General features: G+C 70.4%; 10 protein-coding genes. 4 read left to right on the top strand and 6 right to left on the bottom strand.

The annotated features are described in order from the left end of the window. Window positions 1-32 precede the first annotated feature (32 nt). The 3 genes from ABZ896_RS28945 to ABZ896_RS28935 form a co-directional block, all read right to left on the bottom strand. Window positions 33-1,145 (bottom strand): LacI family DNA-binding transcriptional regulator, encoded by a 1,113-nt coding sequence (locus ABZ896_RS28945; protein ID WP_360935378.1) that lies wholly within the window; start codon window positions 1,143-1,145, stop codon window positions 33-35. 223 nt (window positions 1,146-1,368) lie between these two features. Then, complete coding sequence (locus tag ABZ896_RS28940; protein ID WP_360935375.1) at window positions 1,369-2,295, bottom strand: ornithine cyclodeaminase family protein; 927 nt, start codon at window positions 2,293-2,295, stop codon at window positions 1,369-1,371. Between the two features lie 14 nt (window positions 2,296-2,309). Then, window positions 2,310-3,290, bottom strand: coding sequence for a multicopper oxidase domain-containing protein (locus ABZ896_RS28935; RefSeq protein WP_360935372.1), 981 nt, complete (start codon window positions 3,288-3,290; stop codon window positions 2,310-2,312). Window positions 3,291-3,479: 189 nt separating this feature from the next. Between ABZ896_RS28935 and ABZ896_RS28930 the strand changes: the two genes are divergently transcribed. Next, window positions 3,480-5,972 (top strand): ThuA domain-containing protein, encoded by a 2,493-nt coding sequence (locus ABZ896_RS28930; protein WP_360935369.1) that lies wholly within the window; start codon window positions 3,480-3,482, stop codon window positions 5,970-5,972. 49 nt (window positions 5,973-6,021) lie between these two features. Then, the gene (locus ABZ896_RS28925; protein WP_360935426.1) at window positions 6,022-8,169 is read left to right on the top strand and encodes a family 16 glycoside hydrolase; all 2,148 of its coding nucleotides are present in this window, start codon (window positions 6,022-6,024) and stop codon (window positions 8,167-8,169) included. Here the strand turns inward: ABZ896_RS28925 and ligD are convergent. Next, window positions 8,156-9,187: a non-homologous end-joining DNA ligase gene (gene ligD, locus ABZ896_RS28920; RefSeq protein ID WP_360935366.1), complete on the bottom strand. Its 1,032-nt coding sequence runs from the start codon at window positions 9,185-9,187 to the stop codon at window positions 8,156-8,158. The two genes, ABZ896_RS28925 and ligD, sit on opposite strands and share 14 nt — an antisense overlap. A gap of 74 nt (window positions 9,188-9,261) precedes the next feature. Between ligD and ABZ896_RS28915 the strand changes: the two genes are divergently transcribed. Beyond that, window positions 9,262-10,326 carry an ATP-dependent DNA ligase gene (locus ABZ896_RS28915; RefSeq protein ID WP_360935364.1) on the top strand — a complete coding sequence of 355 codons (1,065 nt, stop codon included), beginning with the start codon at window positions 9,262-9,264 and terminating at the stop codon, window positions 10,324-10,326. Here the strand turns inward: ABZ896_RS28915 and ABZ896_RS28910 are convergent. Further along, window positions 10,323-11,513: a zinc-dependent alcohol dehydrogenase gene (locus tag ABZ896_RS28910; protein ID WP_360935361.1), complete on the bottom strand. Its 1,191-nt coding sequence runs from the start codon at window positions 11,511-11,513 to the stop codon at window positions 10,323-10,325. The genes ABZ896_RS28915 and ABZ896_RS28910 overlap by 4 nt on opposite strands. Before the next feature lie 264 nt (window positions 11,514-11,777). On the opposite strand from ABZ896_RS28910, the gene ABZ896_RS28905 reads away from it, so the two are divergent. Beyond that, window positions 11,778-12,725, top strand: coding sequence for a DUF3048 domain-containing protein (locus tag ABZ896_RS28905; RefSeq protein WP_360935358.1), 948 nt, complete (start codon window positions 11,778-11,780; stop codon window positions 12,723-12,725). Between the two features lie 4 nt (window positions 12,726-12,729). Here the strand turns inward: ABZ896_RS28905 and ABZ896_RS28900 are convergent, their stop codons facing one another. Continuing rightward, window positions 12,730-13,194 carry a MarR family transcriptional regulator gene (locus ABZ896_RS28900; protein WP_360935355.1) on the bottom strand — a complete coding sequence of 155 codons (465 nt, stop codon included), beginning with the start codon at window positions 13,192-13,194 and terminating at the stop codon, window positions 12,730-12,732. Between the last annotated feature and the right edge of the window lie 3 nt (window positions 13,195-13,197).

The raw sequence follows: 13,197 nt of genomic DNA, 5'->3' as shown, positions 1-13,197 counted from the left end.
TCGGGGAGAGTGGGCAGGGCGTGGGGCCGGGGTCACGCCGAGGCGCGCCGTACCAGCGTGGTGGGCAGGACGACACCGGCGGGTGCGGTCGCCCCGGCGAGCCGAGCCCCGGCTTCCCCGGCGACCTGAGTCCCGCCTTCCCCGGTGACGCGAGTCCCCTCTCCCCCGCCGCCGTCCCGAAGCCCGCCGTCGTCCGGCCCGCGCAGCAGCAGTCGTGCCATCAACCGTCCCATCTCCTCTATGTCCTGCCGGACCGTCGTCAGCGGTGGGTCGGTCTGTTCGGCGACCGGCAGCATGTCGTCGAAGCCGATCACGGCGACGTCCTCCGGCACCCGGCGCCCGTGTTCGCGCAGCACGCGCAGGGCGCCGGAGGCGGTGAGGTCGTTCGCGGCGAACACGGCGTCCAGGTCCGGGCAGCGGTCGAGGAGTTCCCGCATCGCGCGTTCCCCGCCGCCCGGAGTGAAGTCGCCCGGCACGACGAGGTCGGGGCCGGTACCGCCGACGACGTCCCGGTACCCCTCCAGCCGGTCCGCGGCGGAGGTCTGGTCGAGGGGACCGGTGATGTGGGCGACACGGGTGCGGCCGAGTCCGACGAGGTACCGGACGGCGTCGCGGGCGCCGCCCCGGTTGTCGCTGTCGACGTACACGACACCGGTCGTGCCGTCGCTCCATCCCGGCCGCCCGCCGAACACGGTGGGCACACCGGCCCGTTGGATCAGTCCGGGCAGCGGGTCGTCGAGGTGCAGCGAGAAGACGAGCGCGCCGTCGACATGGCCGCCGGCGAGGTAGCGGCCGACGCGGGCGTGGTCGTCGCGGCCCTCGGTGAGCAGGAGGACGAGCTGGTTGTCGTGGGCGGTCAGCTCCTTGCTGATGCCGCGCAGCTGGAGGGCGAAGAAGGGGTCGGCGAAGACGCGGGTCTCCGGTTCGGCGACCACGACGGCGACGGCGTCGTGGCGCCGGGTGACGAGACTGCGGGCGGCCTGGTTGGGCACGTACCCGAGTTCCTCGACAGCCCTGCGCACCCGCTCCACGAGCGGCTCCCGGACCCCGTCCCCACCGTTCACCACCCGCGACACGGTCGCCCGCGAGACACCGGCCCGTGCGGCCACGGCCTCCAGAGTGGGGCGCGGCGCGGTGTCGGTCACTTCGGGGCTCCTCATCGGCGGGATGCGGATCAGGATAGACCCGCCCTCACACCACAGTGAGAGCGCTCTCGCCGCCGACGAAAGCCGCTTGCGCGCGGGCGAGGGCGTGGGCGTGGGCGTGCGCTCCAGGGTGGATCACCGCCCGTCGCCGGCGCGTGATGCCTCGGGGGTCGTGTGTCCACGTGCGGAGAAGGCAGCGGCGGGGGGCTCTCGCGGCAACGGCTCAACTCAGCAGGTCCAGCCGTCGTCCGATCCCCGCCCGTTCGGCCCGTTCGTACGCCGTCCAGGCAAGGGCGAGGTCCTGCCAGGGAAGGCCCACGGGCGCGTACACGGTACGGTCCGCCTCTCCGGTCCGTCCGGGGTGTTCGCCGCGCACCACTTCCCCCAGGGTGGCGCCAGCAGTCCCACCGCTCGTCAACACGCCCATGGACGCCGCCAGTTCACGGTCGTCGACCACGACCACCGCCTCGTCCAGCAGATCGGCCGCCAGCTCCGCCTTGCCGGGTTCGTCCACCCCCAGGCTCGTGAAGTGCTGCCCGGCCCTCGTGTCCGACAGGCCCAGCAGAGGCTGCTTCGACCACGTCGCCGAGAGGACGATGTCGGCGGCACCGGAAACCTCCGCCGGTGACGCGAGCACCCGTCCGCCGTGCCGCGAGGCGAAGTCGACGGCGCGGTCGGCGTCCGTGTCGTGCACGACGAGGGCACCCCAGGGCCGTAGGGCCGCAAGCCCGCGCATCACCAGTTCGGCCTGCGCTCCCGCGCCGATCACCCCTACCACTCCCTTCCCCGGCCGGGCGAGCAGATGGGTCCCCAGTGCCGCCGCCAGTCCCGTCCGCCAAGCCGTGACCGTGGCCGAGTCCATGAGGGCCAGCAGTTCGCCGTCCGTACCGCTGTGCAGGCAGAGGACCCCGCGCAGGGCGGGTCGGGCGCCGGGGAACTTGGCGTTGACCTTCACCGTGTACGCGGGGACGGAGGGCAGCAGGCCGGGCAGCAGAGCTGTCGCCGTGCCGGGGAAGGGCAGGTCCGTTCGTACCCGTTGTCCCGCGACCGTCACCTCGTCGGCGCTGCGGAAGCCCTCCCTCAGCGCCGAGAGGCACGCTTCCGGCTCCAGCACCGTCTCCAGGTCCGCGCGCGTCAGTACAAGGGTCACCCACCCATGATCCGTCAGTGCTCGTGCCCCGCCACCCCTTGCTCCCCGTGCTCATGCGGCTCATACCCCGGAATCGTCCCGTCCGTCTTCTTCACCAGGAACAACCCCACCATCCCCATGTCGGAGTGGCTCTGGACGTGGCAGTGGTACATCCAGGCGCCCGCGCCCGCGCCGACGCCCTCGCCCGCGATCACCTGGAAGCCGAAGGAGTCCGCGGGGCCCACGATCTTGTTGTCGATGATCTGGCTGGGGTCGTCGGGGCCGGTGAGGAGGCCCGTGCGGTTGTCGGCCCAGCGGTGACCGTGCAGGTGGAAGGTGTGGTAGTACTCCCCGTGCGTGATCATCACGAACTCGACCCGATCCCCCACCGTCGCCTCGAAGTTGGGCCCGGAGTGCGCCGGCTTGTTGTTGATCAGCATGTCGTTGAAGACGATCGTGTGGGTCGCGTCCGGCACCACGTCGCCCTTGCGGCGGACGATCACCGGGCCGTACAGGCCTTTTCGGATACCGCCGGTTCCGTGTTCCGTGCCTACCACATGGTCGTGGTAGTGCCAGTACCCCGCACTGCCCGCCCGCCAGGTGCCGTCCTTGCGCTGCCCCGGCGCGTGCGTGCGCCAGGTGTACGTGCGCGTCCCACCCGGCTCGACCTCGCTGCGGTTCAACTTCGTTCCGTCGCTGGTGATTTCGTAGTCCAGGCCGTGGACGTGCAGACTCGCCGGCACGTCCAGGGTGTTCTCCACCTCGATGTGCGCCGTGTCGCCCTCGTTGAGCTCGATCAACGGCCCCGGAATCGAAGCCTTGCCCTTCTCGAAGCCGTAGCCCAACTGCCCGTCCGCGAGCTTCTCGATGTACAGCTTGAGGTGCTTGACCTCGCCGCCCGCCGGAGCGGTCCGCGCCGGCCGGTCGACGCTCACAGCCTCGGGTGCCATCGACAACGATGTCGCCACGGCCGCGCCCCCGAGCAGCACCCGTCGGTTGAACCCGCGTCTGTCCATGCCGAACTCCCCACCCTGATACGGAGTTTGATCGGACGTGCCTGTGATGAACCTGTGAGACGGTACCGGCCCCGCCGCCGTTTATCCACACTCGGGACAAAGTTGGCACTATCCCGGTCATAGGTATTGGCGTGCGGCACAAAGCCGTCTAGCTTCCAAGGCGCTGTTGCTGTGACCGAGGAGGTGCCCATGCACTTACGAGGGTTGAGCACGAGACAGGGAACACACACGAGAAGACGGGCCTGGGTGGCCACCGTGGCGGCCGGGATGGTCGCCGCCGGGCTGATGTCGGGTCCCACCGCGGGCGCCCTCCCCGCTCCGGACCCGTCCGCGACAACGATGTCCATTAAGTCGCCGCCGGGCGGCGCGGATGTACGGGTGCTGGTGTTCTACGGATCCGCGGCGGCCGGGGACGAGTCTCCGGTCGTCAACGCCGGGATCGCCGCGATCGAGAGGATCGGCCTGTCGGGGCCCGCGAACCAGCGGTTCGCGACCGAGGCCACCGACGACGCCAGGGTCTTCACCGACGAGGAGGCGCTGGGTGGTTACAACGCGATCGTCTTCCTGACCGGCGGCGGGGACGTCCTCGATCCCGACCAGGAGTCGGGGCTGGAGGCCTACATGGAGGCGGGCGGCGGTTTCGTCGGCATCCATGACGCGGCCCGCGCCGAGACGTACAGCGACTGGTTCACGGGGCTCGTCGGAGCGCGTCCGGCCGCCTCCAGCCCAACGGCCGTACAGCGAGCCGTGGTTGAGGTGGGCGACCGGCAGCATCCGGCGACCAAGGACCTGCCGGTGCAGTGGAAGCGCCCGGACCTGTGGTTCAACTGGACGAAGAACCCCTCCGGCGACGTCCACACGGTCGCCCGGGTCCGCGAGTCGACGTACCAGCCCGGCGCGAGCGCCAACGGCTGGGACCACCCGGTGAGTTGGTGCCGGGACTACGACGGCGGCCGCTCCTTCTACACCGGCATGGGCGGCACGGTGTCGTCCTACGACGAGACGGACTTCCGTACGCATCTGCGCGGCGCGCTGCTGTGGACCAGCCGGCTGGTGCAGGCCGACTGCAAGGCGACGATCAACGGCAACTACAAGGCGGAGCGTCTGACCCAGCCCAACCAGCCGGGCCAGAACGACCAGATCGGCGAGCCGCACGGACTGGTCACCGCGCCCGACGGACGCGTGCTGTACATCGGGCGGGGCGGTGCCGACTCCTCCCAGCCGGTCGTCACCGACTGGAACAACCCCGACATCGGCAAGGGCAGGGGCGAGATCCACGTCTACGACCCGAAGACCAGGAAGGTCACCCTCGCGGGCGCGTTGACCGTGTTCGGCAACAAGGGCGGCGGCGACGAACTGGTCAAGGTCGAGGAGGGGTTGCTCGGCATCGAACTGGATCCGCGCTTCGAGGAGAACGGCTGGGTGTATCTGCACTACACCCCGCACGCCCAGCTCAACCGCGACACCCGGATGGCCGAGCGGCGCGTCTCCCGCTTCACGCTCGACCTCGCGACGAACAGGCTGGACCTCGGCAGCGAGAAGGTGCTGCTCAAGTGGCCGGTCCAGGTGCACAGTTGCTGCCACGCGGGTGGCGGGATGACCTGGGACTCCAAGGGCAACCTGTACATCGCGACCGGTGACAACAACTCCAGCGGATTCAGCGGCGGTTACTCGGGCAACAACCCGCAGCCGAACTACAAGGGCGTCTCCTTCGCGGACGCGCGCCGCACCGCCGGCAACACCAACAACCTCAACGGCAAGATCCTGCGCATCCACCCGGAGGCCGACGGGACGTACACGCTCCCCGAGGGGAACCTCTTCACCGGCAAGGAGACCGCCGAGGGCGGCGGCAAGACGCGCGGTGAGATCTACGTGATGGGCGTCCGGAACCCGGCCCGCATCTTCGTCGACAAGAAGACCGATGTCCTCTACGCCGGCTGGGTCGGCCCGGACGCGAGCGCGCCCTCGACGACCTGGGGCCCGGCCAAGTACGACACCTTCGCCGTCATCACCGAGGCGGGCAACCGGGGCTGGCCGTACTGCATGGGCAACAAGCAGCCCTACCGGGACCGCAACCTGCCGGATCCGAGCCAGCCGCTGGGCTGGTACGACTGCGACCACCCGAAGAACGAGTCGCCGAACAACGACGGCCTGGTCAACCTGCCGCCGGTGACCGGCAACAACATCTGGTACTCGCCGCAGGGCGGCGCCCCGGACTACCCGCGGGACGCGAACGGCATCCCCTCCTACAAGCAGGAGGAGGCGAAGTACCTGCTGCCATGGCTCAAGGGCGGCGGCCAGGCCGCGATGAACGGGCCGGTCTACCGCTACGACCCGGCGAGCACGAGCACCGCCAAGTGGCCCTCCTACTGGGACGGCAAGTGGTTCGTCGGCGACTTCTACGACGCCGACCAGCCGCGCAACGCGGTGATCACGGACCCGAGGACCCACGGCGAGGGCGGACTCCCGGTCCACTCCGAGTCGTTGAAGAAGATCGTGCCGATCGGAAACGACGGCATCAAGAACCTCATGGACTGGAAGTTCGGTCCGGACGGCGCGCTGTACGTCCTCGACTACGGACGCGGCTTCTTCACCTCGGACGCCAAGTCGGCGCTGTGGCGGGTCACTTACACCGGCGGTGGGTCCACCCCCGCCGTCGACCAGCTCGCGAGGGGGTGGTGACGTGACACGGCAACGAAGAGTCTGGACGGCCCTGTTGGCCGCCGTACTGATGGTGATCGGGCTCCAGAGCGTGCCCAGCAGCGCCGAGCCCGAACGGACCGCGGCCGACCAAGTGCTCACCTGGACCGCCGGCGACGACATCACCAAGTACAACGAGGCGCCCACGACCGCCGTCGCCGGTACGGCCACGATCGTCTTCGAGAACAGCAAGGCGACCGGCAACACCACCGGTATGCCGCACACGTTGACGTTCGTGACGAGCGATCCCGAGTTCAACGGCGACGTCGAGCTCAACATCCTCGCCAACCCGAACGACGACATGGGCGGCCGTCACACCGCCGAGGTCACCCTCACCCCGGGCCGGTACTTCTACCACTGCACCATTCCGGGCCACGGCCAGATGCAGGGCATCCTGGTCGTCACCGAGGGCACCGGCGAGGACACCACCGCGCCGGAGACCGCGGCCCGGGTGACCGGCACGCAGAACGCGCAGGGCCAGTACGTCGGTTCGGCGAGCGTGGCCGTCACCGCGACCGACGAGAGCGGTGGCTCCGGCGTCGACCGGATCGAGTACGCGACCGGGGCCACGGGCGCCTGGCAGCCGTACACCGCCCCGGTCGTCGTGGACCAGGTGGGCGAACACAGCGTCCGCTACCGGGCCTTCGACAAGGCGGGGAACGTCTCCGCCGAGAAGAGCGTCGCGTTCACGGTGGTGGCACCGGACTCCGACGACACCACACCGCCGGAGACCTCGGCGACGGTGAGCGGGGAGCAGCAGACCGACGGAACGTACATCGACATGGCGACGGTCACGGTGTCGGCATCCGACACCGGCTCGGGCGTCAACACGATCGAGTACGCGGTGAACAGCGAGAGTTGGCAGCCGTACACCCTGCCCGTGATGGTCCATCAACTCGGCACGCACACCGTGCGCTTCCGGGCGACCGACAAGGCGGGCAACGCAACCCCCGAGAAGAGCGTCCACTTCACGGTCGTCGCCGCGCCCGCGCCGGACACCACCCCGCCGGTGACCGGCGTGACCGTGGACGGGACGCGGAACTCCGACGGGGCCTACGTGGGCAACGCCAAGGTGACCGTAAGTGCCACGGACGCGGGCGGTTCGGGGGTCGCGGGCGTCGAGTACTCGATCGACGGCGGACCCTATCTGGCGTACACCGCGCCGGTGGTCGTCGACCGGGCGGGCACGCACACCCTCGCCTACCGGGCGAGCGACAAGGCGGGCAACACCTCCGCCGCGCGCACGGTGACGTTCACGGTGGTGTCGAGCCAGGTCCCCGCGCCCAACTGCCCCGAGTTCGACGAGCGGTTGACGGTAATCGTCGGCACGGTCGATTCGGGGGTGCCGAACCGGATCACCAACAGCCGGTGCCGGATCAACGAGTTGGTCGAGGACGAGAAGGAGTGGACGTCCCAGGCCCTGTTCCTCAAGCACGTCAAGACGGTCCTGGACCGGCTGTTCAAGGACGGCGTCCTCGACGAGCGCGAGTACGACGCCGTCGACGAGGCGGCCCGTGAGTCCGGGATCGGCACGCCCGGGCAGACCGAGGGCTACCGCACGATCCTCGACGGCAGCGCCGGGTCCTTCGCCAAGTGGCAGCAGGTGGGCGGTGGTTCGTTCGCGCAGAACGCGGACGGGTCGATCACCAGCGGCACCACGAAGGCCGGGCTCGGCATGCTGTGGTTCCCCGAGCGCACGTACGGCGACTTCTCGCTGAAGCTCCAGTGGCGGGACGACGCGCCGGGCACCGGGAACGCCAACTCCGGTGTGTTCGTGCGGTTCCCGTGGGTCCACGACCACCCGGAGGAGTCCCGGCCGGAGTGGGTCGCCATCAAGTACGGCCACGAGGTGCAGGTGTTCGACCGGCCGGACGGCGACATGTACAAGACGGGATCGGTCTACGGGTTCGACCGGGTGGGCCTCGCCGGGGCCGGTGTCACCCAGAAGGGCACGTGGAACGACTACGAGATCCGGGTGGTCGACCAGCACTACTCGGTCTTCCGCAACGGCGTCCTGATCAACGAGTTCGACAACATCGGCGGCCAGGACTTCTACCCGGCGCGCTCGGACGACCCGGGCACCGACGGCCGGCGGTTCGCCTCCGGCTACCTCGGCCTCCAGGTCCACGGCACGACGGACGTGGTCTCGTACCGCGACATCAGGATCAAGGAGCTGTAGGAGGCGCCTTCTTCGAAGCGGCCCGGCTCGGCTGTACCCGCTTGGGCTCCCCCGGCATCTTCGGATACTCGGGCGGGTACGGCAGATCTCCGAGCCCGTGGTCGTGCTCGTCACGGCGGGCCAGGTCCAACAACGCCTCCAGCGAGAACGCGTGGTCGTCCATGTCCGCGTGCACGTCGCCGAGTCGGGCGAAGCGCGCGGGCATGGTCGCGATGTCGAAGTCCTCCGGGTGGGCCTCACCGACCTCGTCCCAGGTCAGGGGTGCGGAGACGGGGGCGTGCGGGCGTGGTCGTACGGAGTAGGCGGAGGCGATCGTGCGGTCGCGGGCCGTCTGGTTGTAGTCGATGAAGATGCGCTCCCCCCGTTCCTCCTTCCACCACTTGATGGTCACCTGCTCCGGCATCCGGCGTTCCATCTCCCGCCCGACGGCGATCGCCGCCCGGCGCACCTGCGTGAAGGTCCAGCGCGGCTCGATGGGCACGAAGACGTGCAGGCCCCGCCCGCCGGAGGTCTTGGGCCAGCCGCGCAGCCCGCCGAACTCCGCCAGCACCTCCCGCAGTTGGAAGGCCGCGCGCACCGCGTCGTCGTAGTCCGTACCGGGTTGCGGGTCGAGGTCGATGCGGAGTTCGTCGGGGCGGTCGACGTCGTCACGGCGGACCGGCCAGGGGTGGAAGGTGAGCGTGCCGTACTGGGCGGCCCACAGGACCGCGGCCTCCTCCGTCGGGCACATCTCGTCCGCGCTGCGGCCGCTGGGGAAGGTGATGTGGGCGGTCGGGATCCAGTCGGGCATGTTCTTGGGCGCCCGCTTCTGGAAGAAGTTCTCGCCGGTCACCCCGTCCGGGTAGCGCTCCAGGGTGGTGGGGCGGTTCCGCAGGGCGCGCAGGATGCCGGGGGCGACGGCCTGGTAGTAGCGGGCGAGGTCCAGCTTCGTGAAGCCGCGCTCCGGGAAGAAGATCTTGTCCGGGCTGGACAGCCGTACCGTCCGGCCGCCCGCCTCCAGTTCCACCGCGTCACCCATGCGGCCACGGTAGGCCCGGCGGCCAAAGCTCGCATACCGGGCGAAAAACCCGTACGCCCAGCAGAATCTGAACCATGGATCTGCCGGTGATGCCCCCTGTGAAGCCCATGCTCGCCAAGTCGGTCGCGAAGATCCCGCCGGGTATGCAGTACGAGGCGAAGTGGGACGGCTTCCGGGCGATCGTGTTCCGTGACGGGGACGAGGTCGAGCTGGGCAGCCGTACCGGAAAGTCGCTGACCAGGTACTTTCCCGAGCTGGCTCAGGCCCTCAAAGAGCGTCTGCCCGCGCGCTGTGTCCTCGACGGCGAGATCGTCATCGCCCGCGACGGACGGCTGGACTTCGACGCGCTGACCGAGCGCATCCACCCGGCGGACTCCCGGGTACGCACCCTCGCCGAACGGACGCCCGCCTCCTTCGTCGCCTTCGACCTGCTCGCCGTAAGCGACGAGTCACTCCTGGACGTCCCCCTGACCGACCGGAGAGAACTGCTGACCACGGCCCTCTCCGCCACCACGGCCCCCGTGCACGTCGCCCCGGCGACCACGGACATCGAGGTGGCCCAGCGGTGGTTCGAGCAGTACGAGGGCGCCGGCCTGGACGGGGTCATCGCCAAGCCGCTCACCCTGCGCTACCTCCAGGACGAGCGCGCCATGTTCAAGGTCAAGCACGAGCGCACGGCGGACGTCGTGGTCGCGGGCTACCGCCTGCACAAGAGCGGCCCGGTCGTCGGCTCCCTGCTCCTCGGGCTCTACGACGATCAGGGCGCCCTGCAACACGTAGGAGTGTCGGCCGCCTTCCCCATGAAGCGGCGCGCCGAGCTGATCGAGGAGCTGGAGCCACTGCGTCTCAAGGACACCGCCGGGCACCCGTGGGCGGCCTGGGCCGACGAGGCCGCCCACGAGAGCGCGCGGCTGCCCGGTGCGCCGAGCCGCTGGTCGGGCAAGAAGGACCTCTCCTGGGTACCGCTGCGGCCGGAGCGGGTGGCCGAGGTGGCGTACGACCACATGGAGAACGGCGCCCGCTTCCGCCACACCGCCCGCTTCCGCCGCTGGCGCCCCGACCGGGAGCCGCGGAGCTGCACGTACGCGCAGCTGGAGGAGCCGGTGCGCTACGACCTGGACGAGATCCTGGGCACCTAGGGCTTCATGAGCACCTTGACCGCGCCCTCCTGCTTCTTCTGGAACATCTCGTAGGCGTGCGGGGCGTCCGACAGCGGCACATGGTGGGTCGCGAAGTCCTCGACGCCGAGCGGGTCCTCGTCGGTGAGGTACGGGATGATCTCGTCGCTCCACCGCCGCACGTTGGCCTGCCCCATGCGGATCTGGATCTGCTTGTCGAACATCGTGAGCATGGGCAGCGGGTCGGCCATCCCGCCGTAGACGCCGGTCAGGGAGAGCGTGCCGCCGCGGCGCACCAGTTCGATGGCGGTGTGGAGCGCGGCGAGCCGGTCCACGCTGAAGCGTTCCGCGAAGGGTCCGCTCAGCCGGCGCGGGAGCAGCGCCGAGGCGTTCTGGGCCAGCCGGGCGACCCCGCTGCCGTGCGCCTCGGTGCCCACCGCGTCGATCACCGCGTCGGGGCCGCGCCCGTCGGTCTCGTCGCGGATCGCCTGGACCAGCTCCTTCTCGCTGTCGAAGCTCCTGAGGTCGTACGTCTCCACGCCCCGCGCGCGGGCCCGGCGCAGCCGCTCGGTCACCAGGTCCACGCCGAAGACGCGCCCGGCGCCGCGCACCTGGGCGACCCGGCAGGCCATGTCCCCGATGGGCCCGAGGCCGAGCACGGCGACGCTGCCGCCTTCGGGGACGTCCGCGTAGGAGACGGCCTGCCAGGCGGTCGGCAGCACGTCGGAGAGGTAGACGAACCGGTCGTCCGGCGGCCCCTCGGGCACCTTGATGGGGCCGTACTGCGCCTGCGGGACCCGCAGGTACTCGGCCTGTCCGCCCGGTACGGCACCGTAGAGGCGGGTGTAGCCGAACAGAGCGGCGCCCATGCCCTCGCTGGTGACCTGGGTGGTCTCGCACTGGGTCGGCAGGCCGGTCATGCACATCCAGCAGTTGCCGCAGGCGATCTGGAAGGGCACCACCACACGGTCGCCCGCCGCCAGGTCCGGCACCCCGGCGCCGACCTCCTCGACGATACCCATCGGCTCGTGGCCGAGGATGTCGCCCGGGGTCATGAACGGGGTGAGCACCTCGTAGAGGTGCAGGTCGGAGCCGCACAGTCCGGTCGAGGTGATCCGGATGACGGCGTCCGTCGGTTCCTCGATCCGGGGATCGGGGACCTCCTGCACGCGTACGTCCCGCTTGCCCTGCCAGGTCACTGCCTTCATCGCACGGCACTCCCTCCGTCACGCCTGTGGATCCGGTCTGGGGTCCGGCCCCGGGTACCCGGGGCCCGCCCGCCGAACCGATTCCTGGGCCGATCGGCCCACTCGACGCGCACGAACAGAAACGGTCGGGTATGGCCACCAATGAACTTATAAGCGCACAATCGATGACACAGGACGGGCGGCGCGGCACGCATGACGGGCATGGTGGCTATGGCGGTCAGGGTGAGCGGGGGACGCGGGTCGCGCGGGCGACGGGGTGCGGCGATGGCGCTGCTGGCCGTCGCGGGGCTCTTCGCCGCGAGTTGTACGGGACACGGAACCGAGGGGACTCCGCGCGCCTCCGGCGACGACGGACGCGGCACCACACCGAGTTCGGCGCCAAGTCCGGAGGGAGACCACGGGTCCGTACTGGCCGTGAAGATCGACAACGTGCGCGCGGCCCGGCCGCAGACCGGTATCGACGCGGCGGACGTCGTCTACGCCGAGCAGGTGGAAGGCGGCCTCAGCCGCCTCATGGCGGTGTTCGCGACCCGGCTGCCGTCGAGCGTCGGTCCGGTGCGCAGCGCCCGCGAGTCGGATCTGGAGCTGCTGGCGCAGTTCGACCGGCCCGCGCTCGCCTTCTCGGGCGCCCAGAGCAAGCTGCTGCCGCTGATCGACCGCGCCCCGCTGCTCGCCGAACCGCCCGGCAACGTCTCCGGCGCCTACTACCGCGGCTCGGACAAGGCCGCCCCGCACAACCTGTACCTACGCCCGGGGCGACTGATGCCGTCCGCCCCGGGCGCGGACGCGCTGACGACCGGCTTCCGCTACGGCGCCGCGCCCGCGGGCGGCACACCGGACACCTCGGAGTCCGTCCGCTACCCGGCCGCCCGCTTCTCCTTCACCTGGTCCGCGGACCGGCAGCGCTGGCTGGTCTCGCTGGACGGCACACCGGACGTGACGGCCGACGGCAAGCGGCTCGCGCCGGCGACCGTGGTCGTGCAGTACGTGCGGATCCGGCCGTCCGCCTTCCACGACTTCCTCGGCAACAACACGCCGTACACCGAGACGGTCGGCTCCGGGAAGGCGAAGGTGCTGCGCGACGGGCGCGCCTACGACGTGAACTGGAAACGCCCGAAGGCGACGGACGGCACGGCGTTCACGACGGCGGACGGCACGCCGGTGAACTTCGCGAAGGGGCAGGTGTGGGTGCTGTTCGTGAAGGCGCCCTGACCGGTCAGGGCTGGGTGACGAGGGGTTCCGCCGGGTTGCGCAGCCCCTCCGCCGCGTCCGAGACCCGGCGGATCAGGTCGAAGAACACCGTCTGCTCCTCGGCGGACAGGGGCGCGAGGAAGACCTGGTTCATCCGGGCCGTGCGCACGGTCAGCTTGCGGTGGGTGCGCACCCCGTCCTCGGTCGGGCGCAGCAGGGAACGGCGGCCGTCCTCCGGATCGCGGACCTTGTCGAGCAGTCCGCGCCGGCCCAGCCGGCTGATCACCTCGGCGATGGTCGACCGGTCCAGACCCACCCGCTCCCCCACCGTGCGCTGGTCGAGCCCCGGCTCGGCGACGAGCGCGTTGAGGACCGCGAACTGCGGTGAGGTGATCTCCTCCGAGACCATGGTGTTCCACAGCAGGTAGTGCGCCTGCTGGAGCCGTCGGGCCAGGTGCCCGGGGTGGGTGGTCAGGTCCACGGCGGCCATGTG

It is taken from the genome of Streptomyces sp. NPDC047072 (assembly GCF_040643855.1).
In the GTDB taxonomy this organism is placed as follows: Bacteria; Actinomycetota; Actinomycetes; order Streptomycetales; family Streptomycetaceae; genus Streptomyces.
The sequence above is the reverse complement of the archived record's forward strand: the minus strand, read 5'-3'. Positions and strand labels throughout refer to the sequence as shown.